This window comes from Campylobacter showae CSUNSWCD (assembly GCF_000313615.1).
In the GTDB taxonomy this organism is placed as follows: domain Bacteria; phylum Campylobacterota; class Campylobacteria; order Campylobacterales; family Campylobacteraceae; genus Campylobacter_A; species Campylobacter_A showae_A.
The window spans coordinates 92,902-117,324 of record NZ_AMZQ01000005.1 but is presented as its reverse complement, the minus strand read 5'-3'; the positions used below and the strand labels follow the sequence as shown (position 1 = coordinate 117,324).

General features: G+C 45.4%; 16 protein-coding genes. 7 read left to right on the top strand and 9 right to left on the bottom strand.

Going from position 1 to position 24,423, the window contains the following annotated elements; genetic code table 11:
* Positions 1-47 precede the first annotated feature (47 nt).
* The 8 genes from hypF to fumC form a co-directional block, all read right to left on the bottom strand.
* Positions 48-2,273 (bottom strand): carbamoyltransferase HypF, encoded by a 2,226-nt coding sequence (hypF, locus tag CSUNSWCD_RS03930; RefSeq protein ID WP_009494355.1) that lies wholly within the window; start codon positions 2,271-2,273, stop codon positions 48-50.
* A complete protein-coding gene (locus CSUNSWCD_RS03925) occupies positions 2,257-3,798 on the bottom strand; it encodes a hypothetical protein (RefSeq protein WP_009494354.1) in 1,542 nt (513 codons plus the stop codon). The genes hypF and CSUNSWCD_RS03925 overlap by 17 nt, the downstream gene beginning before the upstream one ends.
* The gene (locus CSUNSWCD_RS03920; RefSeq protein WP_009494353.1) at positions 3,795-4,466 is read right to left on the bottom strand and encodes a HyaD/HybD family hydrogenase maturation endopeptidase; all 672 of its coding nucleotides are present in this window, start codon (positions 4,464-4,466) and stop codon (positions 3,795-3,797) included. Before CSUNSWCD_RS03920 ends, CSUNSWCD_RS03925 begins: the two co-directional genes overlap by 4 nt.
* The gene (cybH, locus tag CSUNSWCD_RS03915; protein WP_009494352.1) at positions 4,466-5,149 is read right to left on the bottom strand and encodes a Ni/Fe-hydrogenase, b-type cytochrome subunit; all 684 of its coding nucleotides are present in this window, start codon (positions 5,147-5,149) and stop codon (positions 4,466-4,468) included. The genes CSUNSWCD_RS03920 and cybH overlap by 1 nt, the downstream gene beginning before the upstream one ends.
* An 11-nt stretch (positions 5,150-5,160) precedes the next feature.
* Positions 5,161-6,879 carry a nickel-dependent hydrogenase large subunit gene (locus tag CSUNSWCD_RS03910; protein WP_009494351.1) on the bottom strand — a complete coding sequence of 573 codons (1,719 nt, stop codon included), beginning with the start codon at positions 6,877-6,879 and terminating at the stop codon, positions 5,161-5,163.
* 2 nt (positions 6,880-6,881) lie between these two features.
* The gene (locus tag CSUNSWCD_RS03905; RefSeq protein ID WP_002952686.1) at positions 6,882-8,030 is read right to left on the bottom strand and encodes a hydrogenase small subunit; all 1,149 of its coding nucleotides are present in this window, start codon (positions 8,028-8,030) and stop codon (positions 6,882-6,884) included.
* A 374-nt stretch (positions 8,031-8,404) separates the two neighbouring features.
* Positions 8,405-8,803 (bottom strand): hypothetical protein, encoded by a 399-nt coding sequence (locus CSUNSWCD_RS03900; RefSeq protein ID WP_009494350.1) that lies wholly within the window; start codon positions 8,801-8,803, stop codon positions 8,405-8,407.
* Between the two features lie 150 nt (positions 8,804-8,953).
* Positions 8,954-10,381, bottom strand: a complete 1,428-nt coding sequence (gene fumC, locus CSUNSWCD_RS03895; protein WP_009494349.1) for a class II fumarate hydratase — start codon at positions 10,379-10,381, stop codon at positions 8,954-8,956.
* A 101-nt stretch (positions 10,382-10,482) separates the two neighbouring features.
* On the opposite strand from fumC, the gene pbpC reads away from it, so the two are divergent.
* The 7 genes from pbpC (at position 10,483) to CSUNSWCD_RS03865 (ending at position 23,457) form a co-directional block, all read left to right on the top strand.
* Complete coding sequence (gene pbpC / locus CSUNSWCD_RS03890; RefSeq protein ID WP_009494348.1) at positions 10,483-12,651, top strand: penicillin-binding protein 1C; 2,169 nt, start codon at positions 10,483-10,485, stop codon at positions 12,649-12,651.
* Positions 12,651-17,816 carry an alpha-2-macroglobulin family protein gene (locus tag CSUNSWCD_RS03885; protein WP_009494347.1) on the top strand — a complete coding sequence of 1,722 codons (5,166 nt, stop codon included), beginning with the start codon at positions 12,651-12,653 and terminating at the stop codon, positions 17,814-17,816. Before pbpC ends, CSUNSWCD_RS03885 begins: the two co-directional genes overlap by 1 nt.
* Before the next feature lie 130 nt (positions 17,817-17,946).
* Positions 17,947-20,568 (top strand): valine--tRNA ligase, encoded by a 2,622-nt coding sequence (locus tag CSUNSWCD_RS03880; RefSeq protein WP_009494346.1) that lies wholly within the window; start codon positions 17,947-17,949, stop codon positions 20,566-20,568.
* A gap of 39 nt (positions 20,569-20,607) precedes the next feature.
* Positions 20,608-20,751, top strand: coding sequence for a hypothetical protein (locus CSUNSWCD_RS11395; protein WP_002952601.1), 144 nt, complete (start codon positions 20,608-20,610; stop codon positions 20,749-20,751).
* Positions 20,752-20,809: 58 nt separating this feature from the next.
* Positions 20,810-21,796: a diaminopimelate dehydrogenase gene (locus CSUNSWCD_RS03875; protein WP_009494345.1), complete on the top strand. Its 987-nt coding sequence runs from the start codon at positions 20,810-20,812 to the stop codon at positions 21,794-21,796.
* Positions 21,797-21,826: 30 nt separating this feature from the next.
* Positions 21,827-22,783 (top strand): methionine ABC transporter ATP-binding protein, encoded by a 957-nt coding sequence (locus tag CSUNSWCD_RS03870; RefSeq protein WP_009494344.1) that lies wholly within the window; start codon positions 21,827-21,829, stop codon positions 22,781-22,783.
* Positions 22,783-23,457: a methionine ABC transporter permease gene (locus CSUNSWCD_RS03865; RefSeq protein ID WP_009494343.1), complete on the top strand. Its 675-nt coding sequence runs from the start codon at positions 22,783-22,785 to the stop codon at positions 23,455-23,457. Before CSUNSWCD_RS03870 ends, CSUNSWCD_RS03865 begins: the two co-directional genes overlap by 1 nt.
* Here the strand turns inward: CSUNSWCD_RS03865 and CSUNSWCD_RS03860 are convergent.
* Entirely contained in the window at positions 23,446-24,405 is a 960-nt protein-coding gene (locus CSUNSWCD_RS03860) for a permease (protein ID WP_009494342.1), read from the bottom strand. The two genes, CSUNSWCD_RS03865 and CSUNSWCD_RS03860, sit on opposite strands and share 12 nt — an antisense overlap.
* Between the last annotated feature and the right edge of the window lie 18 nt (positions 24,406-24,423).

Genomic DNA, 24,423 nt, shown 5'->3' with positions numbered 1-24,423 from the left:
GCCTCCTTAAAGAAATTATTAAATATTATACATCAGAAAACTTTAATTTAAATTAATGTAAGCGCGATCTGACCGATAGCTACCGAAGAGTCGTTTGACGAAAAGTTCTTATTTATGTAATACTTTTTACCTTTTTGCTTAAGAATTAAAATTACATTTTCAAGCAAGGCTTTATTTTGAAAGACTCCGCCTGCGAGCAAGATGTCGTTTGCCTGCGCGCAAGCTACGTCTGTTACGAGCTTTGCCAGCCCTTTTATAAAGCCCGTCGCAGCTGTTTTAGCATCGTCTTTTAAAGCTCTTTTAAAGGCTTCTTTAAAGCAAATTTTGTCACTTCTAATCTCAAACTCATAGCAAGCGTCTAAATTTGCGTCGTAGAGCGCTTCTAAGCTCATTCCCGCCTCACCCTCGTAGCTGATGCTATCAAGCCCTAGGATCACGGCCGCAAACGCATCGAAAATGCGCCCAAGCGAGCTGGTTTTGACGCAATTTATTTGCTTTTCGTGCAGGATTTTTAGATTTTTTAGCTTGGCTGGCTCAAATTTGGCCAAAAACGCCTCCGCCTCGCACTCCAAATCATATTTTAAAATCGCGGCATAAGCAATCTGCCAGATATTTTTTACGCTAGCTTCGCCGCCGATTAGCAAAATTTCATCAAATTTACAAACCCGCTCGTACTCTTTGCCGCGCACTTTTAGGATCTCTCCGCCCCAGACGCTCCCATCCGCGCCGTATCCCGTGCCGTCAAAGCAAAAGCCCAGATACTCGCGATTTGCGTCCAGATCGTTTTCTAAAATCACCGAAAGCAAGTGTGCGTGATGATGCTGAATCTGCGTGATTTTTGAGCCAAAATTCGCGGCATACTCGCGCGCCCATTTCAAATTTAAAAAATGCGGATGCAAGTCGGCTACGATCTCGTCAAATTTTAGCTCGTAAATCTCGCTAAAAAGCTTGATTAGTGCGCAAAACCGCTCATAGGTCGCGACGTTTTTTAGATCGCCGATATACGGGCTTATCATCAGCTCGCCGTCTTTAAAGATCGCAAACTGATTTTTTAGCTCGGCTCCGACGGCTAAAACGGTCTTTTCGCTCTTAAATTTCGTGCGGATAAATTTGGGATGCAAGCCGCGGCTAGTTCGGATAAAAATGGGCTCGCCGTCTGCCACAAACGCGATACTATCATCGCTTGGCGAGTGGATCTCTCGGTCGTTATCCAGATAAAAATCTATCACGCCGCCCAGCTTTTCTCGCAGGTCTTTTTCGCCATAGATGATGGGCTCGCCAGAGACGTTGGCCGAGGTGGCGATAACGTCGCCCTCTAGGTACTCAAAAAGCAAAAGATGAACGCCCGTGTATGGCAAAAATATGCCGATTTTATTGAGTCCCGGCGCTAAATTTGAGGGAACCGGCGCGCCAGGCAAGCTTTGCAAAACGACGATCGGTTTTAAATTCGAGCTTAAAAGACGCTGTTCTTCGGGCGAAATTTGAGCGTATTTTTTAGCGCGCGCTAGGTCTTTACACATCACGGCAAATGGCTTTTTAGGCCGCTTTTTGCGCTCTCTTAGCAGCCCTACCGTATCCTCATCTAGGCGGCACATCAGATGAAATCCGCCAAGCCCTTTGACGGCTAAAATTTTACCCTCGTTTATGAGATACGCGGCCTGCTTTGCGCTTTCATTATCCTGCGCTAAAACCCGCCCGAATTTGTCTTTTAAGGCAAGCCTAGGCCCGCAGTTTGGGCATGAAACGGGCTGGGCGTGATAGCGGCGATTTAGCGGATTTTTGTATTCGCCCTCGCAAAATTCGCACATCTTAAACGCGTTCATCGTCGTGTTTGCGCGGTCGTAAGGCAGGGACTTGATGATAGAAAACCTCGGGCCGCAGTTGGTGCAGTTGATAAAAGGATAATGATACCTCGGGTCTGCGGGATCGTGAAACTCGCGCTCGCAGTCTGCGCAGAGGGCAAAATCAGGCAAGATAGGCGCGTGTTTTTTGGCTGATTTTGAGGCGACTATCTGAAAGTCATCAAATTTTACGTCCGCTAGCTCGGTTTTTCGCATCTCGTCGATACGAGCGAGGCTTGGCAGCTCCTCATACAGAGCTTTTTCAAACTCTTCTATCTGCTCGTGTGAGCCGCAAAGCGTTAGTTTTACGCCCTCGTCGTCGTTATAAATTTCGCCTGCTAGGCCGAATTTAAGGGCTAGATTATAAACAAAAGGGCGAAAACCCACACCTTGAACAAGGCCTGAAATTTCATATTTAAAACATCTCTTCAATCAAAAACTCTTTGCTAAATTTGGCGTTTAAACCTGTTTTTAGATGCTTTAACGTCAAATTTGCAAGCGTCTTGTTCTCAAAAAGCGAGCCGCAAAGCAGCGCGTTTTGCACGCCAAAATCCTGCTTTAGCGAGTCTGCAAAATCGCTCAAAAAATACGCCAGCGACTCGGCGTATCCGTAGCTAAGCAGCCTAGCATCGACGCCAGCTAGCCTAAAGCTCATGCCGCTTCTGGCAAATTTAACGACGTCAAAATGCGTTTTGTTTAGCATTTTAAAATCGAGCCTAGGCCCTTTTGCGCCGTTAAAATCGCTCGCGTTTTGCAGCAAAATCTCTCCCGCTTTTTGCGCATCGCTATCAAATCCAAGCAGCGCTCCAGCCATACAAAATAGCCCAAAAAAGCCGTTTTGTACGCCAAGCTCGCCGCGCGGCAAGCTAAAGTTTTCGCCATAATTTTGAAGCAATCTCTCGCCGCCCTCCTCGCGCTTTATCTGCGCGTAAAGCTCTTCAAAGCTCGCAGGCAAGGCGAAATTTAAGACGTTAAAATCATCAAATTTGGGGTAAATTTTAACTTCATCGTCTTTAAACCTGCTTAAAAATATCCTAGCTATCCCGCCGTCTGCGTCAAATTCTTTTTTTGCGAGATTAAAAGCGGCTAGATTTTTATCCGCAGCGCCCTCTATCTGGCTCAAATTTGAGCGCGCATAATAAATCCTAGAGCCGCTAAAAATATATCCGTTTTCAAGCACTACGGCCTTAAACGGCGGCTTTTGCGCCTTTAACGCAATAAAATTTACGCCCGCTTTAGAAAGCTTGTCGCAAAGCGCGTAGATGAAAATGTCTCTAGCCGCGCAGGCGTCAAAAAATCTAGGCGAGCTCGGGTGATTGCCGCGGTAAATGGCCGTCGTTTTTAGCGTAACGACTGGTTTTTCGTAGCTTGCTAGGGCAACCTGCTCAGCTTCATTTGCGATAAAAATTTTAGGTAAATTTTTAAGATTCGTCGGCATTAAAAGATTAAAATTTTCATTTAGTTCAGTAAAATTTGACGCTTCAAATTCGCCGCTAATATCTTTAAATTTAACGCTTTCGCCCGCGCATAAATTTTTAAAAGCAAACTCCAAAAGCTCGTTAAAATTTGCCTTCGTAACAGGCGTAAATTTGCCATCCACAAAAACGCAAATGTCGCTAAAAACGCTGTTTTCGCACTCTTTTAGCTCACCCTTTAGATAGGCGCTAACGACGCTTGGCGTGATATTTGAGAAAGTATTTACGGGCTCGTTTGCTTCGCCTTGGGGCAAATTTTCGCTCGCGCAAACCTTTGAACCTCGCAAAAACACGCTGTGAGGAAGCGCGCTAGAGAGCAAATCAGAAAACGCCAAAAGCTCCTCTTGCGAGCCTTCAGTATAAAGCGTCGTTAAATCATGCTCCTTTTTAAGGTTAAAATTTAACCCGCTTTTTTGCGCGTAAAATTTAAGAAAAAATGCAAAATTTTCGCTCGCACAGTCAAACTCGTAAGCTAAAATCATATCGCGCCCTTTTTTGAAAACTCTAAAGCGATATCGGAGACGCTAAAATTTGCGATCTTTTCGTAGTTAAATCCAAGCTGCGAAAGCTCGTTTAAAAGCGTCTTTTCCATCAAATTTGCCCCCTCTTGCGCCTGCGCGGAGAGCTCAAAGCTCATAGGCTCGATACGCTTTGGCACGATACCTAAAATTTTCGTCCGCGGCAAATCGCCCGCAAGCTCCATGAGCCGCAAGGTCTCTAGCATCTCGACCTCGTGCGCGGAGCCGTTCCACGAGACGGCGGGCGGCATCTGCTCGTAACCGAAAAAGTACACGTCCCCCGTCTCGCCGCCCTCGGCGCTGATGCAGTCGGCAACTATCAAAGCATCCGCCCAAGCAATAACGGGCGTGAGCGCCATGGCTAGCGTACCGCCGTCAATAAATTTTAGCTCCAAATTTGCGCCGTCTGCGTTAAATTTAGAGCCGTCGCTACGAGCGAGATCGCTACTTAAATTTGAGTTTGCGACGTCCAAATTTGACGAGCGAAATTTACCGCTCAAATTTGACGAGTCAAATTTATCCCCGTTTTTAGGGCTAAATTTGTAGTTTCGATCCATCATTTTGACAAAATGCACCCCCACGCCCTCGTCGCCAAACATCACGTTGCCGATACCTAGCACCAAAACGCGCATCAGTGCTCGTCTTTTACGAATTTATAGCCGCTTACGATGGCGTCCATAGCTCCGTTTTTGCCTTTTACAGCGTTAAATACTGCCATATACACGTGCGCTACGACAAAAACCATGATAATCCACATGCATATGCGGTGTATCGTGCGGACGTTTGCCAGCCCGCCCATGAGCTCCTCGCACTGCCTCATCGGCTCGTAAAGTAGCCCGCCAAGTCCCTCGTGATAGACGTGGACATAGAGCACGAGGCCCGTTAGGCAGATCAGAAAAAGCACCAGATAAAAGAAAAAATACGACGCAAACTGAAGCGGGTTATAAACGCCCCTTAGATGCGGGTGCGGGCCTAAAAACAGGTAGTATTTTATCTGCGCTATCCAGACTTTGGGATTAAAAAAATCGACGATACTAACGACCTCTTTACGGCTGTATTTATCAAATATAAATAGGTAGAGCTTGAAAATAAAGCACGCTATCAAGATAAATCCCGCGATCTGATGAGCCGCGCGCAACTTGGCGTTCATAAACAGCACCGGCTCGGTCGCGACCTCGGGGCTAACAAAAACATACGATATATAGTATCCGCTCACGACTAAAAATGTGATGGCAAAAAACCTGATCCAGTGCGTCGCTCTAAGCCCGATGGAAAATTCATACTCGCTTTTGCAGTCAAATTTATGCTCGCTCATAGTCGCTCCTTTCACAAATTCGGGTTGATTTTGTATTCGCCTAGCCGCTTGCCGCGCGCATCCATCACGTGCACGGCGCATGCGATACAAGGATCGTACGAGTGGATCTTGCGTATGATCTCAAGAGGCTTGGTTAGATCGGCGATCTTTAGCCCGATGAGGCACTCCTCGTAGCTTCCACGTACGTTTGAGGCGTCTTTTGGCGAGGCGTTCCACGTACTAGGCACGACGGCTTGCCAGTTGGTTATCACGCCGCCCTTTATACGGCACCAGTGGCTGAGCGCTCCGCGAGGGGCATTACCTTGGAAATTTCCCTTATACTCTTTGCCGTTATCTATGACGTACTTCGCGCAGGTTTCTTGATCGGTTTTTAGATTTTCTACTAAGCTATTAAAGGCGGTTAGTCCGTGATCGGCTACTAGTTTGGCCTCTAGCATCCTGGTTGCGGTTCTACCCAGCGTAGAAAATACCGCCTCGAGCGGAAGCCCCGTGTCTTTTAAAAATTTATCTACGATCTTTACCACGCGCTCGTTGCCTTTGGCGTAGTTTATCACGATGCTAGCTACCGGGCCCACCTGCATAGGTTTGCCCTCATAACGAGGAGCTTTGATCCAGCTATATTTGCCTTTTTCGTCAAAGACTTTAGTATCCACCTCTTTGCCGTAACCGTCTAAAGTTTTCATATCTTTTAGGCCGGTGTAGTTTGGCTCAGTTTCGCCGTCATACGGATGCAGCGGGGCCGGGTTTTTATACCATGCGCGAGTGGCTTCCTCGGTGATCTTATCGCCGTTCACTTCGTAAACCTTGCTGATATCGCCGTTTAGGATAGCACCGCCCTGGATCAGATACTCGTTTCTACCGACTAAAAACTCGTCATAAGCGAACAAATTTGACACGCCGATGTCTTTTAGCACGCTAGGCTCGCTACCGTAGGCTTTGGCAGCCATGACGAGATCTGGATAATATGCCCTGTTAATAAAATCGGCCGTTTCATGAAATTTGGTTAGGTATTCGCCCAGTCTTGCAGGATCAAGTAGGTCCATGACGCAGGTCACGCCGCCTACGGTTAGGCTTTGCGGGTGCGGGTTTTTGGATCCAAATATCGCCATCATCTGCGCTACCGTTCTTTGTATCCTTAGGCACTCTAAATAGTGCGAAAGCACGATCAAATTTTGCTCCGGCGTAAATTTATAGGTCGGATGTCCCCAGTAGGCGTTGGCAAAAGGTCCTAAATTTCCCTTTTTCACAAAGGCTTCGACGCGCTCTTTTACCTCTTTTAGCTTATCTGCGCCGGTCGCATAAGGTGTATCGCAGTATTTAAACGCCTCGTCGCTAGCCTTGCGTACGTCCGCGCTTAGAGCCGAAACCACGTCCGTCCAGTCAAGGCCGTGAAGCTGATAAAAATGCACTACGTGATCGTGCATATAAAGGGCGTTGTTCATCAGCGTGCGCGTTAGCTGAGCGTTTAGCGGAGGGACGATGCCTAGCGCGTTCTCGACGGCCATGATGCCCGCGCGGTAGTGCGAAAACGTACAAACTCCGCAAATCCTCTGCATGAAAAATCCCGCATCCCTCGGATCGCGCCCCTTTACGACCTGCTCTATGCCGCGCCAAAGCGTCGAGCCCGAGTAGGCTTCTTTAACTACGTTATTTTCATCTACGACGACTTCTATGCGCAGGTGGCCTTCTATCCTGGTTATCGGGTCTATTACTATTCTTTGCTCGCTCATTTTTACGCCTCCTCTTTGTCTTTAGCAAAAATGCTTATCGCGGCGTGCGCTGCTATACCGATACCTGCGAGCGCCAGCACTCCGATGCCGATTTTATCGCTGACATTATCGGCGCCTAGGCCTAAAACGGTGTTAAACAGCCTATCTGCCATCGGCTCCTCAAAAGGCCCCATCGTATCCCAAAAATCAGGCTCCGAGCAACCTATGCAGCCGTGACCCGCCTGCACCGGCCAGCTAGTGTGCTGGTTAAATCTCTCGCGAGAGCAGTTATTAAACGTATATGGGCCTTTACAGCCGACTTTGTAGAGGCAATAGCCGTTTTTTGCGCCCTCGTCGCCAAAGGTCTGCACAAACTCACCCGCGTCAAACCTACCGCGTCTTTCGCAAAGATCGTGGATCCTAAGCCCGTAAGCCCACTTTGGACGGTTAAATACGTCAAGTGCGGGTAAAGTACCGAAAAGTATGTAGTGAAGGACGTTGCCCACGATATTTTTCTCGCTCGGAGGACAGCCCGGGACATTTATGACCGGTTTTGAAGTTACTTTTGATAGACCGACGGAATTTGACGGATTTGGCTTTGCAGCTTGTATACCGCCAAAGCTCGAACAGGTACCGATGGCAAATATCGCCGCGGCGTTTTCGCTCGCATGCTTTGCGTGATGAAGTCCGCTAAGACCTAAAGGACCGACGGTTAGATAGTTTTCCGTATCGCCCGTAGGTATGCCGCCCTCGACTAACAGGATGTATCTGTCTTTGTATTTTTCGATTGCGCTTTCTAGGTTTTCCTCGGCCTGCCAGCCTGCCGCAGCCATCACGGTTTCGTGATACTCGAGGCTGATGTAGTCAAAAATCAAGCTATCTATACTCGGCGCATCTGTGCGAAGCAAGCTCTCGCTGCATCCGGTGCACTCGGCCATATGTAGCCATATCACGGGCAATCTATCGCTAAGCTCGGCGGCTCTAGCCACGGTTGGCGTCATCGACGCAGGCAACGCCATAAACGCCGTCATCGCGCCGGCCCATTTCATAAAATCGCGCCTGCTAAATCCGCTTTTCTTCAAAGCTTCACCGATCGATCCGTTTTTTAGAGTCGGAAGCGCGGCAAGCACGTTAAGCCTCTCGTTTATCCTAACTAGGACGTCATCTCTCATGCTCTCTCCTTGGGGTAAAATGTGTATTTTTAGCATATTTAACAACGGCATAAATTCGTTTTTAATTATTATCAAATAGCTTTAAATATTGAAATATTACAACTAAACATTAAAATTCTATATTTAGTAAAAGTATTAGTTTTTATGATTAAGTATATTATTATTTTAGTGTTATTTTTGTGAGAAGAGTCCTAAAAATAATTAAAGTATAAAAAAATAAATTTAACAAATTATTTTTTGCATTTTGATATTTTAAAATCAAAATCGCCCTATTTCTTAATTAGGTTTAAGGCTTCAAGATTTTTGTTTTTAAAATTTGAAAAGCAAATTTACGCTACTTAAATTTGACTCTAGCGAACGGAAAATTTACGGCGTCAAATTTTGCTCTGGCCGACTTGCATCTCTAAAATTCGCGCGCTTATTTGCATTATCTGCGCAAAAACCGCTCCCTTTTGCGTCTCGAGCGAGGCCGCCATATCTTTTGCGTACGGATTTTTGCTGGCATTTACCCGCTTTATCGCCGCTTCAAGCTCTTTTAGCCGTTTTTGAAGTTTTTCTAGCTGCTTTTTTAGGATATCGGCGCTACTTTCGCCCTCGTTTGCGCCGATCGCCAAATTTGACGCGTCACGTAAAATATTGACCTTATCGCCGCTTTGTGGATTTTCATTTTTCAAATTTAGCGTGCCAGCGCTTAAATTTGCCACGACCGCTGAGCCACTTTTACCTAAATTCATCAAATTTGAGTTTAAATTTATGTTTAGTTTTACATCCATCGCCGCGCCTTTAAATTTAAAAGTATATCGGCAAATTTGAGTAAAATTTAAGGCGCAACCGTAAAATCTCGCTCTTAAATTTACGGATTTTACTTAGGCTCGGCAAAATCGCCCAAATCTCACCGAGCCCAAAAAGTCAAGCAACCAAATTTACTCCTTCGGCGCGATCATATCCTCAGGCACCACCCACTCGTCAAATTCCTCGGCGGTCAGTATGCCTGATTTTATCGCCTCCTCGCGCAGCGTCGTGCCGTTATGATGCGCGGTTTTCGCGATCTTGGCGGCATTTGCATAGCCGATGTGCGGATTTAGCGCGGTTACGAGCATCAGGCTCTCGTGCAGTAGCTTGTCGATTTTAGCCTCGTTTGCCGTGATACCGCAAGCGCAGTGTTTATCGAAGCTGTTCATCGCGTCGCTTAGCAGGCGGATGCTTTGGATGAGGTTGTACGTAAGCACCGGCTTAAAGACGTTTAGCTCGAAGTTTCCTTGGCTTGCGGCGACGGAAATCGCGACGTGGTTGCCCATTACTTGCGCCGCTACCATCGTGACGGCTTCGCACTGCGTCGGATTTACCTTACCCGGCATTATCGAGCTTCCCGGCTCGTTTTCGGGGATGTTTATCTCGCCGATACCGCACCTAGGCCCGCTTGCCAGCCAGCGCACGTCGTTTGCGATCTTCATCAAATTTGCCGCCAGGCCGTTTAGCGCGCCGCTTAAAAATACCTCCGCGTCGTGGCTCGTTAGGCCGTGAAATTTATTTGGATGGGATTTAAATTTAAACGCCGTGCCCGTTAGCGCATTTAGCTCGTCGCTTACCATCTCGCTAAATTTCGGGTGCGAGTTTAGCCCGGTGCCGACCGCCGTACCGCCGATGGCAAGCTCCTGCAAAAACGGCACGGTAGCTAGGATCTGCGCCTTACTCGCCTTTAGCATATGCGCGTAGCCGCTAAATTCCTGCCCGAGCGTGAGCGGCGTGGCGTCTTGTAGGTGAGTGCGGCCGATTTTTACGATCCGCGCAAACTCGGCGGTCTTTTTATCCAGCGTCGCTTCTAATTTTTCGATCGCGGGCAGTAGCTTTTTTTGAAGCTCTAGCACAAAAGCTATTCGCATCGCCGTAGGATAGGTGTCGTTTGAGCTCTGACCTTTATTTACGTGATCGTTTGGATGCACGAATTTTGCGTCTTTAACGTCCAGCGCCGCCTTATCGCGGAAATTTAGCCCCAAAATCTCCATCGCGCGGTTTGAGACGACCTCGTTTAAATTCATATTCGACTGCGTGCCCGAGCCCGTCTGCCACACGACTAGAGGAAAATTTCCGTCCAGCTTGCCGTTTAAAATTTCATCGCACGCCTGCGCTATTGCCTCGGTGCGAGGCTCGTCTAGGCGGCCTAGCTTGCGATTAACAAGCGCGCACGCCTTTTTTAGATAGGCAAAACCCTCTATGACCTCTCTTGGCATCGTCTCCAGTCCCACTCCGATCTCGAAATTTTCATGGCTGCGCTGCGTCTGCGCTCCCCAATATTTCTCATTCGGAACTTTCACCTCACCCATCGTGTCTTTTTCTATTCTATATTCCATGTCTTTATCTCCTTTACTTAAATTAGTATTTGAAATTATATATCAATTATCATAAATTTAATCTTTCGAGATTTTACGCGTAAATTCGATATAATCGCGAAATGAAAAGAGTTTTAGCTAAATTTGTCAAATTTACCGCCGCCTTTGCCCTGCTTTGCTTTGTAGCTTTTTTGGCGCTTGACTTTGCCTATCCGCTCGACGTCAAAGCGCTAAAGCGGGAAAATTCGTTCATACTTTTTGATAAAAACGGCCGTATCGTCGCCCTTCGGCCGAGCAGCGACGAAATTTGGAGATTTGAGGCTAAAAACATACCGCAGACGTTAAAAGATAGCGTTCTTTTGTTTGAAGACAAATTTTTCTACTATCACATCGGCGTAAATCCCTTTGCCATGATCCGCGCGGCCGCGCACAACCTCACGCACAAAAACCGTATCGGCGCCTCCACTATCACGATGCAAGTCGCACGCATGATGAAGCGGGAGGAGCGCACCTACGCGAACAAATTTAAAGAGATCTTTACCGCGCTTCAGCTTGAGTGGCACTATAGCAAGGACGAGATTTTAAATTTTTACTTTAATCTCGCTCCCTACGGCGGAAATATCGAGGGTGCGGCGGCTGCGGCGAGGTTTTATTTCGGTAAAGATTTAAGCGAGCTTAGTATCGCCGAGTGCGCGCTTTTAAGCACGATCCCAAAAAATCCAAACGCCAACCGCCTAGATAAAAAATCAAACATCAACGCGCTAAAAAACCGCGTCGCAAAGCTGCTTTATAAAGCGGGCGTGATAGATCAAAGCGCATTTCAAAGGGCGCAAAGAGAGCCGTTTAAAAACAAACGCTACGACGCCGTTTATAAGGCCAGGCACTACGCCGCGCAAGCTCTAAAAAACGGCGTTACGCACTCAAATTTGGATCTAAATTTGCAAATTTTACTAGAAAACGCGCTAAAAAATACGGCTACCTCGCTAAAATCAAAAGACGCCTACAGCGCAGCGGGAATAATAATCGACAACAAAAATATGAGTGTAGCGGCATACGTGGGCTCGCACGACTGGTACGCTCCGCAGGGGCAAAACGACGGCGTAACGATGAGTAGAAACGTGGGCTCGACGCTAAAGCCGTTTATATTTTCGCTAGGACTCGACGAGGGCTTCATCACGCCAAAAAGCCAGATGATAGATACAGAAATTTTCCTCGGAGAGTACGCGCCTAAAAACTACGACAGCAAGTTTTTTGGTATCATCTCAGCGACCGAGGCGCTGGCACTTAGCCTAAATATCCCGGCCGTTAGCCTAAACAACAAATTAGGCGAAAAATCTCTTTACGAGCTGCTTTCTCGCGTGCATTTAGTGAGTTATTCAAAGGAATTTTACGCCGACAGTATCGCGCTTGGAAGTGCGGAGATGAGCCTGCTAAGCTTAGCCCACCTCTACACGATCTACGCAAACGGCGGCGAGCTAAAACCGCTGGAAGCGGCCGGCAAGACGATACTAGGCTACGGACGGCTAATCAGCCCGCAAAGCGCGTATCTAACCTCAAAAATGCTCTCAAGCGCGTCAAGAAGCTATCTAGGCGTCGCGTGGCAATACGCAAAAGACACGCCTCAAATCGCCTTTAAAACCGGCACCAGCTACGGCTCGCGCGATATCTATACGATCGGCGTAAATAGCGACTACACGGTCGCTGTTTGGTTTGGTAACTTTAACGGCAAAAAGACGCAAAATTTAAGCGGATTTAGCGACGCTTCGCGCACGGTTTTTGACGTCTTTAAGCTGCTAGCTCAAAAGCAAAAATTGTCTTTCATGAGCGCGCCAGGCGGCATTGAGAGCAAAAAAACATGCCTTGATGCGTTTAAATTTAAAGAGTGTAGAGACGAGGAGGACGACTGGCAGATAGAGGGCGTTGCACTAAAAGATATCTGCGAGAGTATCAGAGGCGATGAGGTAGGATTTTTACTAAAAAACGGCGCGATCACTCAAGAAGATATCAAAGAGAGTCCTTGTTACTATAAATTTAAAAGCTATAAACCTCTCGTTGCAACGCCGTCAAATAATCAAATTCTGCTAAGCGATGAAAATTTAACTAAAGTTATGCTAAAATGCTACGCTTATATCGGCGATGAGATATATCTCAAGATCGACGAAAACGAGTGGGAAAAAGTAAACAACGCGAGCGAAAATACCTTAAATTTAACACAAGGCAAACACAAGCTCGGATGTCTAGACGAAAATTCGAATTTAAGCGAAATCAATATCGAAATAAGGAGGTTTTAATGCGTTTAAAGCTAGTCGGCTTAAGCCTAAGCTGCATCTTGGTAGCAAATTTAAGCGCCTTTACACTTGACGGTTCAAGCAGAGCATTAGACGATGGCTCGGTAAGCATTGGCGTCAAATATGCCCAAAACGAACAGTCTCTCATCGGCAAGGTCACACACAAAAAAATAATCGAGTGTTCGCCCGAGATAACGGGAGCCTTTGAGTACGGATCAGACTCGATTTTATTTTACCCTAAAAAGCCTCTTGCAAAAGGCATAAGTTACTCGTGCAAAAAAGGCGATAGTAAGGTTAAATTTTACGGCGGAGATTTCGTGCTATCAAATATGATCGAGTACTCCGGAGATACCTTTTTAGCGATATTTAACGACGAGGTTAGCGAGGATGAGTTTGCCGCGAATTTTAAAATTTACGACAAGCAAAATTTGGCTAAGCAAAACATCAAATATAAAATCGTAGCCAAAACGCCTAAAAGCTTTCAGATAAAGTTACTTGAAAGCGGCGACAATTTAGTATTTGCAATCTCAAAAAATCTCAAAAATACTTCGGGTATAAATTTGGCCGACGATTTTGAAGTAGTGCAAAAAGTCTCAAATCCAGATGAAAATTTCGTCGATAAACCAAAAGCCAAGACTATGTTTTTAAACGAAGTCGAAGGCATCAGCCTAGATAACGGCAAACTAGCGGCTAGACTCTATCTTAAAGATTGGATAGATTCTGACAATATTAAAAAATTTATCAAGGTCGAGGGCGTAAATAGCTTTGAAGTTGGCGAAATGGAGTACACTAGCCACCAAGACGCCGACGGCGAGTATTACTACTACTATATCGACATTACCAGTAAAGACTTCAAACCGCAGACAACCTACAAAGTCACTTTCTATAAGGGCTTTGGCGACGACTACTCGATGCTACGAGAAAACTCCTCATTTAACGTAGCTTTTGGCGATCTAAAGCCGTTTTTGGAGTTTACCGATAGCGGCACGTATATGTCTAGCCTGGGCGAGATCGGCATAAAAAGCGTAAACACAAACACCGCTAAAGTTGTCGTCGAGAAGCTAAAAGAGCAAAATTTAAGATACTTTTTAAATTTCATCGAGACTCCTTTGGATAACTACGCCGAGGAAGTAGCTAGCAAAAACTACGAGATCGGCGGCGCTCAAAACGAAATGCAAAAAAGCAAGATCAAGCTTGACTTTGCCGAGGGCGGAGATGGAGTTTATCTAGTTACGGTCTACTACGACAAAGATAAAAGCGTACAAAAAGCGGTCTATCTAACCGATATCGGCCTAAGCATGAAGGTTTCAAAAGACGAGGTATTTTTGTTTGCCAACCGCTTGAGCAAAAACGAAGTAGTCGCAAACGCGGACGTCAAAATTTACTCCACTAAAAACAATCTCATCGCAAGCGGCATCACAAACGACGAAGGCGTATTTAAATTTAACAAAAAAGATATCGGCAAAGACGTCTCAAGCGCAGTTTTAACGCTAGGCAAAGAGCAAAGCTTCATCGCCCTATCACAAAACAAACGCCTAAACGAGGAATCAAATTTAGACGCCAAAGATAGAAGCGAAACGTATAGCGCGTATTTGCACTTTGCTAGCAACATCATCCGCCCGCAGGAAAACATAAAAGGCGAGATCATCATCAAAAACGCGCTGTTTAAGAGCCTCTCAAATATGCCCGTTAAGCTAAAAATCAAAGATCCGCAAAACAAAACGATCCTAGATAAAAGCGTAAACACCACCGAGCTTGGCGTTATAAATTTCGACGAGCCGGTAAACTCCGGCCTAACCGGAACGTTTAAATTTGAAGTGATCTTTGCAAATAAAATCATCGATAGCTACGACTTTTCAGTCGAGTCCTTTACTCCGCAACGCATCAAAAACGACGTTAGTCTCGAAAAAGAAATTTACGCTCTAGGCGACGTTATGGACGTTAAATTGCAAAGCGCGTATCTTTTCGGCGGTGTGGCGGCAAATCTAAAGGGCGACGTAACGATAAATTTATATCAGCAAGATTACAAAAACGATAAATTTAAAGAGTATAAATTTAGCAACGGCGAATACGCGGCAAACGGCCTAGACCAAAGCGTCAAGCAAGTAGAACTAGACGATGAGGGCAAAGGCGAAACCGTGTTTAGGCTGGAAAATAAATCCAAAATCGCAAGCATTTTAAAAGGCACCGCAGTATTTACCATTAACGATGACGGCAAAAACGTAAGCGCTAGCAAGAGCTTTAGCGTTTATCCGTTTGACGCGATGGTGGGAATAAGAGCAAACGATACCTACATCGACGCAAACTCCAAGCTAACGCTAAATTTCGTCAGCGTCGATCCGCTTAAAGACGAGGAGCTAAAAGACAGGCAAAAAGCTATAGAGATAAAAAAAGAAATCTGGGACTACAACTACGATAAAGACGGCTATCTAAGATGGCACAGTCGCTATGAAAAGGTCTTTAGCGATACCCTTAGCGGAAACGAGTTCGTCTATGACTTTAAGCAAAGCGGCGATTACGTCGTCACGGTCTCAGACATCCTTAGCGGCCATTCGGCAAATTTAAACGTTTATGTCAGCGGCTGGGACTACGGCGGCACGTTGCAACCGACAAAAGAGCTAGCAAAAGCTAAAATCAAGCTAAATCAAAAAGTCTATAAAAAAGGCGACTCGCTAAACGTAGACGTTAGCTCCGTGCTAAAAAGCGGCATCGGCATCATCACGGTAGAGTCCGAAAACGTCAAAAAGTATAAAGTCGTAAATATCGAAAACAACGTCGCAAACGCTAAATTTGACCTTGACTTCGATTTTGAGGGACTTTATGTAACTGCATCCATCATGCGCGTAGCCGATAACGACGTCTTGCCGTTTAGAACCTACGATAAAGTCTATGCAAAAGCGGATAAATCATACCGAGCGACAAACGTTAGCATCGAAGCGCCAAAAGTCGTCAAGTCAAACTCCAAATTTAAAACTACCGTAAAAACCGAGCCAAATGCGGAGGTTACGCTATTTGCGGTTGATGAAGGCGTGCTACAAGTAACAAATCAAAAGCTAAAGAGCCCGCTTGACTTTTTTGACAAAATTTTAAACGACGGCGTGCTTGACTACGACATCTACGCAAATTTGAGCGGATTTAAAAAAGACGGCAAGGTGCTAAGCTTCGGCGGCGACGCGGCTGCTGCTCTCAAGGAGATGAGAATGGCTAAATTTGCTAGCCCGGTAGATAAGAAAAATATACAAACCTATATCAAAATGCAAACGGCAAAAGCCGGTGCCGACGGCATAGCAAATTTCGAGATAGAAGTACCTAGTGACTTTAACTCAGAGATAAATTTAGCCGCGCTTAGCGTAGTCGGCGATAAGCTCGGCTTTAGCGTAAACGCCGTCAAGGTAAAAGACGATATCATCCTAAAACCGACTCAAACGGCGTATCTTATCAAGGGTGATAAGATAAACTACTCTCTAAGGGTGATAAATACGACCAAAGAGCCAAAAAAGGTGGCCTTAAGCCTAGATACCAACCTGAACGCGAAACTAGGCGTAGATAGTATCGAGCTAAAACCCGAGGAAAACGCTAAGCTAAATTTTACGGTCGATGCTAACGCTACGGGCAAAGCGTATATAAATTTTACCGCAAATGACGGCAAAGAGGGCTACTCCTACTCGCAAAAACTAGACGTCATAAGCGCCTATCCGCTAAGCACCTACGCTAAGACATTTTACGCGAGCGAGAAAAAGACCTTTAAACTGGATGAAGGTTTAAACGATATCACGATAGACGCTTCAAGCTCTATCAAAGGCGTGCTAAGCACAAATAGCGATAAACTCGTAAATTACCCTTACGGATGCGCCGAACAGCGCTCTAGTAAGCTTTTTGAGCTAAATTTCCTAACGCTTGGGGGCGGCGACTCTAAAGAGGCAAAAGCAAGAGAGGCCGACAGGAAAAGATTCGTCCTTTCCGGCATGCAAGACGTAATCAAAATGCAAAAAACAGACGGCAGCATCGGCTACTGGAATCAGCTAAGCTATACGAACAACTTTGCCTCCGTCTACGCTATAGATATGCTACTAACGCTTGAAAAATCAGGCTTTGCGCTAGATAGCGGAGTAAAAAGCAAGGCACTTGGCTGGCTTAGGGATTTTGATCCGGTAAATAATTTCCAAGCGCTATACGCCGCATACATCCTAAGTACGCAAGGCAAGCTAGATAGATCAAAACTAAACGCGCTTTACGATCAAAAACGATACGAAGGCGGCGCGTTAGAGGGTTACTTGATGGCGGCCACGCTCAAAAACGAAGGACTAACCGAAGAGAGCAAAAAAGTGCTAAAAGGGGTCAGCGATAATTTCTTTAACGAGCAGTCGGACGATCCTTCGGATTTTGGCTCAAACGTGAGAAATAAAGCCTTTATCCTGCTTCTTCATGCCAATCACTTCGAGAAGAATGAATTTAGCGACTCTTTGGCTGATTTCTTGATAAAAAACGTAGACAAGCTTTACTCCACGCAGGAGCGCGCGTTTACGCTAAGGGCGCTAAGAGCCTATATCAAGGACGTCTCAAGCGAGAATAAATTTAAGCTCATAGCAGACGGCCACGAGCTAGACTTTAGCGGTAGAGGCGCTATCAACGTCACTCCGAAAAAATCTGAAATCACCATCGTGCCGGAGGGTAACGCTAGCGTGTATCTAGGCGTTAGCGCGTCAGGCTACAAAAAGCTAGGCGTAAATCATAAATTTGACAAAAGAGGGCTTGATATCTATAGAACTTTCGTCGATAAAGACGGTAAAGAGATAGATATTAATGCTCTCAAAGTAAACGACATCATCTACTCTAAACTTACGCTAAGAACGGATAAATTTATTAGAAACGGCGTGATAAACGAGACGATTAGCCCTTGCTTTGAGGTGATAAACGAAAACATCGTACCAAACGCAAGAACGGAAGCTACAAAAAGCTCTTTAACGCTCGAGCACCAAAACATCGAGGACGACAGAGTTTTGAGCTTTTACAGTCTTTACTATAATGACGATGAAGATACGCTTTATACGCCTCTACGAGTCGTTATGAGCGGCAAGTGCATGCTACCTGCGGTCATCACGGAAAACATGTACGACGAGAGTATGAGCGACTACGATCTAGCTCAGCACGAATTTATCGTCAAATGATCCTTTGCGAAGCGGTTTTTTAGCCGCTTCGCTTTCTTTGCCTATTCTTAAAAACAACCTATTTTAAACATACTATTAGCAAATCTGTAGTAAAATCCGACATTTTTTAAACAATTATTAAGGATAAAATATGGCGGAATTTTACGACGCAAAAGAAGTAGAAGATAAATTTTATAAAATTTGGGAAGAACGCGGATACTTCGAGATAGACGCAAACAAAGATATCCAAAAAGATGGACGTAAATTTTGCATTATGATGCCACCTCCAAACGTGACTGGCTCGCTTCACATCGGACACGCCCTAACCTTCACACTTCAAGATATCATGACTCGTTATAAAAGGATGGACGGATACAAGACACTTTGGCAGCCAGGCCTTGATCACGCTGGTATCGCTACTCAAAACGTCGTTGAAAAGCAGCTCCTAGCACAAGGGATAAAAAAAGAAGAGCTTGGCCGTGAGAAATTTGTAGAAAAAGTGTGGGAGTGGAAAGAAAAAAGCGGCGGTATGATAGTTCATCAGATGCGAAAACTTGGCATCACTCCGGCTTGGTCACGCCAGAGATTTACTATGGATGAGGGCTTAAGGAAAGCTGTGAAAAAAGCCTTTGTAAATTTATACGACAAAGGTCTGATAGTTCAGAAAAACTACATGATAAACTGGTGTACGCATGATGGCGCACTCTCTGACATCGAGGTAGAGCACAAAGAAAATAAAGGCAAGCTTTATCATTTAAGATACTACTTCGCAGATGAGCCAAGCGAATTTGTTGTTGTGGCAACGACAAGACCTGAAACATACTTCGGCGATACGGCGGTAATGGTAAATCCAAACGACGAGCGTTATAAAAATTTAATCGGCAAAAAAGTGGTGCTACCTATCATAAATAGAGAGATCGAGATCATCGCAGATGAGCACGTCGATATGGAGTTTGGAACAGGCCTTGTTAAGGTCACGCCTGCGCACGATCAAAACGACTACGAGGTTGGCAAAAGGCACGACCTTGAGTTTATCACTGTATTTGATGAAAAGGGCATTTTAAACGACAAGTGCGATAAATTCGCAGGTCTTGAGAGACTTGAGGCTAGAGATATTGTTGTGGCCGAGCTTGAAAAACTTGGCAATGTCGAGAAAATCGAGGACTACGAAAACCAAGTGGGCTACTGCTACCGCTGCAAAAATGTCGTCGAGCCATACATCTCAAAGCAGTGGTTTGTAAAAAAAGAGATCGCAGACGAAGCGATACAAAAAGTCTCAGAAGGTCTTGCTAAATTTTACCCGCCACACTGGATAAACAGCTTTAATGCGTGGATGAGAGAGCTAAGAGACTGGTGTATCTCACGTCAGCTTTGGTGGGGGCACCAAATTCCAGTATTTTACTGCGATGAGTGCGGTCATATGTGGGCTGACGAGGGCGAGCCGTGTGAATGTAAAAAGTGTAAAAGTAAAAATTTCCACCAAGATCCAGACGTGCTAGATACGTGGTTTAGCTCTGGTCTTTGGCCATTTAGCACGCTTGGCTGGGGCAATGAAAATGAGCTAAAAAATGAAAAGTGGTTTGAGGGAGACCTCGCTGAGTTTTATCCAAACAACCTTCTCATAACTGGCTTTGATATATTATTTTTCTGGGTTGCTAGGATGATGTTTCAGGGTGAAAATGCCCTTGGCAAGCTGCCGTTTGATGACATCTACCTGCACGCGCTAGTTAAAGACGAGCAAGGTAGAAAAATGAGCAAGAGCCTGGGCAACGTCATCGATCCGCTCGTTAGCATCGAGGAGTACAGCGCCGACGTCTTGCGCTTTACGCTTGCGCTGCTAGCCGTACAGGGACGCGACATAAAGCTAAGCGACGAAAAGATGAAGCTCGTGCGAAATTTTACAAACAAGCTTTACAACGCAAGCAAATATCTACTGCTAAACGAGTCTAAATTTGCAAATTTAAGCGATGTCAAAATCGAAACTAAGCTTGGTAAATACATGCTAAGCCGCTTTAACGAGTGCGTGCGCGAGGTGCGAGAAAACATAGACGCTTACCGCTTTAACGACGCGGCAAACACACTTTATAAATTCCTTTGGGATGAGTTTTGCGACTGGGGCATCGAGCTTAGCAAAGCAGACAAAGGCAGCGTAAAAGAGCTTGGAAGCATATTTAAAGAGGCGATGAGACTACTAAGTCCCTTTATGCCGTTTATCTCAGAATTTCTTTTCCACGAGCTTAGCGGCTCAAATTTAGAAAACGCAAGCTCGATTATGGTGGAAGAGTATCCGCAAGCTAACGAGCGCGACTTGCAGATAGAAAAGACCTTTGAGCTAGTGATCGAGGCCATAGTAGCTATCCGCCGCGCAAAGGCGACCATCGAGCAAGGCAACTCAAAAATCCCAAAAGCTTTCATCAAGCTAAACGGAAACGAAAATTTGACCGAGGCGACAAACTACATCGCGCTGCTAGCTAAATGCGAGCAGATCGAGTTTTGCGACGCTAAGATCGAAAACGCCGCGCGCGACGTGAGTGAAAATTTAGAGGCATTTGTTCCACTTGAAGGTGTGGACATGAGTGCGGTGATCATGCGACTGCGGTCGCAAAAAACCAAACTAGAAAAAGAGATAGCAAAGCTATCAAGTATGCTAAATAACGAGAAATTCGTAGCCTCCGCCCCGCAAGCCGTAGTCGAAGCCAACCGTGAAGGGCTGCAAAGCGCGCAGGAGAAATTCGTCAAGGTATGCGACGAACTAAAGGTATTTGGCAAGTAGTCCGCTCGTTTGAGCCTAAATTTTAAATCAAGGAGAAAAATGAAAGGCAGTATCGGCGGATTTACTTTAGGCACGGTCATAGCCGTCGCACTATCATGGGGAGCAAACAAAAGCATATTGTGGGCGATAATTCACGGATTTTTAAGCTGGATATACGTGATTTATTATTTGCTAATGAAGTGAAAATTCATCGGCAGCGCGCCGTTTTACGCGCTAAATTTTAAAATTTGAAGGATAAAAAATGAGCGAAAAAATAAAAATAGCAGTTTTAGGATATGGAAATTTAGGTCGCGGCGTAGAGCTTGCTGCGCAAAATAGCAAGGATTTAGAGCTTTTGGCAGTTTTTAGTCGCAGAAATCCAATCGAAGTAAAAACATGCGGCGCACCTGTATTTAGCGCGGATGAAATTTTAGCGCACAAGGGCGAATTTGACGTTTTAGTTCTTTGCGGCGGTAGCGCGACGGATCTGCCGACTCAGACGCCCGAGTTTGCAAAGGAATTTAACGTCGTCGATAGCTTCGATACGCACGCGAAAATCCCTGAGCACTTCGCCGCGGTAGACGCCGCCGCTAAAAAAGGCGGAAACGTAGGCATCATCGCCGTTGGCTGGGATCCGGGGCTATTTTCTTTAAATAGACTATTTGGCGAGAGTGTGCTAGAAAACGGCAGCAGCTACACGTTTTGGGGCAAAGGCGTGAGTCAAGGCCACTCAGACGCTATCCGCAGGATCGAGGGCGTCGTGGATGCGCGCCAATACACCGTACCGATAGAAAGCGCCTTGGAGCGAGTCCGCGCGGGCGAAAACCCAAATTTAACTACGCGCGAAAAACACCTGCGCGAGTGCTATGTCGTAGCCGAAGAGGGCGCCGATAAAGCGCGCATCGAAAAAGAGATAAAAACGATGCCCAATTACTTCGCCGACTACGACACGAGCGTGCATTTCGTAAGTCTTGAAACGCTCAAAAAGGAGCATGGCGGCATCCCTCACGGAGGATTTGTTTTGCGAAGCGGAGCGACGGACGAGCGCGGCGAAAACAAACATTTGATCGAGTTTTCGCTAAAGCTTGACTCAAATCCCGAATTTACCGCTAGTGTGCTCGTTGCCTACGCCAGAGCAGCCTATCGTTTGGCGCAAAGAGGTGAGAGTGGCGCATTTAGTGTGTTTGACATCGCTCCGGCGCTTCTTTCGCCAAAGAGCGCCGATGAGCTACGGCGTGAAATTTTATAAATTAAGCGGTTTTAAAAACAAGGAAAATTAGTGATAAAGATAGAAAATTTAAAGAAATTTTACGGCAAGACATGCGTGATCGACGATGTGAGCCTAGAGGTGAAACAGGGCGAAATTTTTGCCATCGTCGGCCACAGCGGCGCGGGTAAAAGTACGCTGCTGCGCTGCATAAACGGCCTAGAGGACTATCAAAGCGGCAGCCTAAAGGTATTTGACAAAGAAATTTCGGCGCTAAGAGATAGAGAACTAAGAGAGCTTAGGCGCGACGTGGGGATGATATTTCAGCACTTTGCGCTGATGGCTAGAAAAACGGCGTTTGAAAACGTCGCGACTCCGCTTAAATTTTGGGGTTACTCAGACAGCGATATCAAAAAAAGAGTGAGCGAACTACTAGAACTCGTAGGTCTTGCAAACAAGGCGGCAAGCTACCCGGGCGAACTAAGCGGCGGGCAAAAACAACGAGTCGCTATCGCCCGCGCGCTTGCGTTAAGTCCCAAAATTTTACTCTCCGACGAGGCGACCTCGGCACTTGATCCAAACACGACAAATTCTATACTCGAGCTTTTAAAACAGATCAATCAAACGCTAAATATCAGCGTCGTTTTGGTCACGCACGAGATGGAGGTCGTAAAAAGCATCGCGCGCCGCGCAGTGCTACTAGAAAGCGGCAAGATAATCGGTAGCGGCACGATTGAGGAGCTATTTTTAAAGCCAGATGAAAAGATGAAGGAATTCCTCGGCGAGGATGAAATTTTGCCGAGCGAGGGCGTAAATATCAGGCTCTTTTTCCCAAAAGAAGTCGCGCAAAACAGCGTCATCACGCATATGGCGCGCACGCTAAACATCGACTTTAACATCGTCTGGGGCAAGCTTGAAAAGCTAAACGAAAACGTACTTGGCTCGCTCGTCATCAACGTCGATCCAAAAGACGAAGCGCGCGTGACCGAGTATATCAAGCAAAGCGGCGTATTGTGGGAGGTGGCGTGATGTTTGGCATAGATTTTTCTAAATTTCCCGACGTTTTCGAGCGCATTTTGCTACCGGCTATCGGCGAGACGCTTTATATGAGCGTGGTTTCGACGCTTTTAGCGTTTCTCATAGGTCTAGTGCCCGCTATCTTGCTCGTTCTTTCCGCGCAGGACGGTCTAAAGCCAAACAAGCCGCTATTTATCGCGCTTGATATCACGGTAAATACGCTAAGGAGCTTTCCTTTTATCATCCTCATCATTGTGCTTTTCCCGCTCACGCGCCTGATCGTGGGCACCAGTATCGGCACGACTGCTGCGATCGTTCCGCTAACTATCGGAGCGGCTCCCTTTGTCGCAAGGCTCATTGAAAATGCGCTAAAAGAGGTTGATAAAGGCATCATCGAAGCTGCGCAAAGCTTTGGTAGCTCAAAATTTCAGATCATTTTTCGCGTGATGTTTGTTGAGGCGCTTCCTGGCATCATCTCGGCATTTACACTAACGCTTATCGTAAATATCGGCTTTTCGGCGATGGCTGGCGCAGTTGGCGGTGGCGGACTAGGATCTGTCGCTATAAACTACGGCTATCAGAGATTTCGCCCAGATATCATGCTTTATACCGTGGTTATTCTCATCATAATGGTGCAAATTTTTCAAATTTTAGGCAACTATCTCTATAAAATTTCAAAAAAATGATTTTAAAAACATTGCAAATGCTAATGCTACACATAAGATAAAAGCGATAAAAATTGCCATAAATTTTGGCTTAAAAAACCTATTAAGAAGTATGATTTCCGGCAGGCTAACCCCTGCCGCCGTTATTACAAACGCTCCAAATGCGGCCGCGCTAGCACCCGAGGTAAGAAGCGCTAAGCCAATTGGCACTAGCGCTTCTACTCTAACATAGAGTAAAATTCCAAAAAATGCCGAAATAAATATCGAGGTGATGTCGCTAGAACCAAGATAGTTTGAGATAAGCTTTTGCGGAACAAATCCGTGCATAGCGGCGCCGATAAACATCGCAAGCAGTATGTAATAAAATAGCTTTTTATACTCTTTTACCGAGTTTAAAAGCGCCATTTTGTAAATATTTTTACTATTTTTTATATCCTTGCAAGAACAAGCTTGCGTCTGATTAACGGGTGTAAAAACAAAACTTTTAGTTGGATTGTTTGGGCTAAATTTTGGTTTTAAAAAATCATCTTTTAAAAATAGATTTTGATCTGCTTTTGATAACAAAAGACCAAAAGCAAGCGATGAGATGAAAATGACTGTAAAATAAATAATGCCAAATTTAAACCCAAAGCTCATAAAAAGAAGCGTTAAAATTACAGGATTAACAAGCGGAGAGCTTAACAAAAATACGCTACTAACGCCAAGCGATACGCCGCTTTTTAAAAACCCATTTAAAAGCGGTATAGTAGAGCACGAACAAAACGGCGTAATTGCGCCAACCAAAAACGCCTTGATAAAGCTTGAAATTCTTGTGCTTATAAGGTGTTTTTTGAGTTTTTGACTAAATTTTTCAGATACGATAAATACTAAAAAAGAGACGCAAAAAAATAGTAGTGAAATCTCTGTAAAATAAAGTATGAAAAATTTGATAAACTCAAATATATTGTGTTGATTAAAAAGATCGAGCATTTTTTACCTTTAAATTTT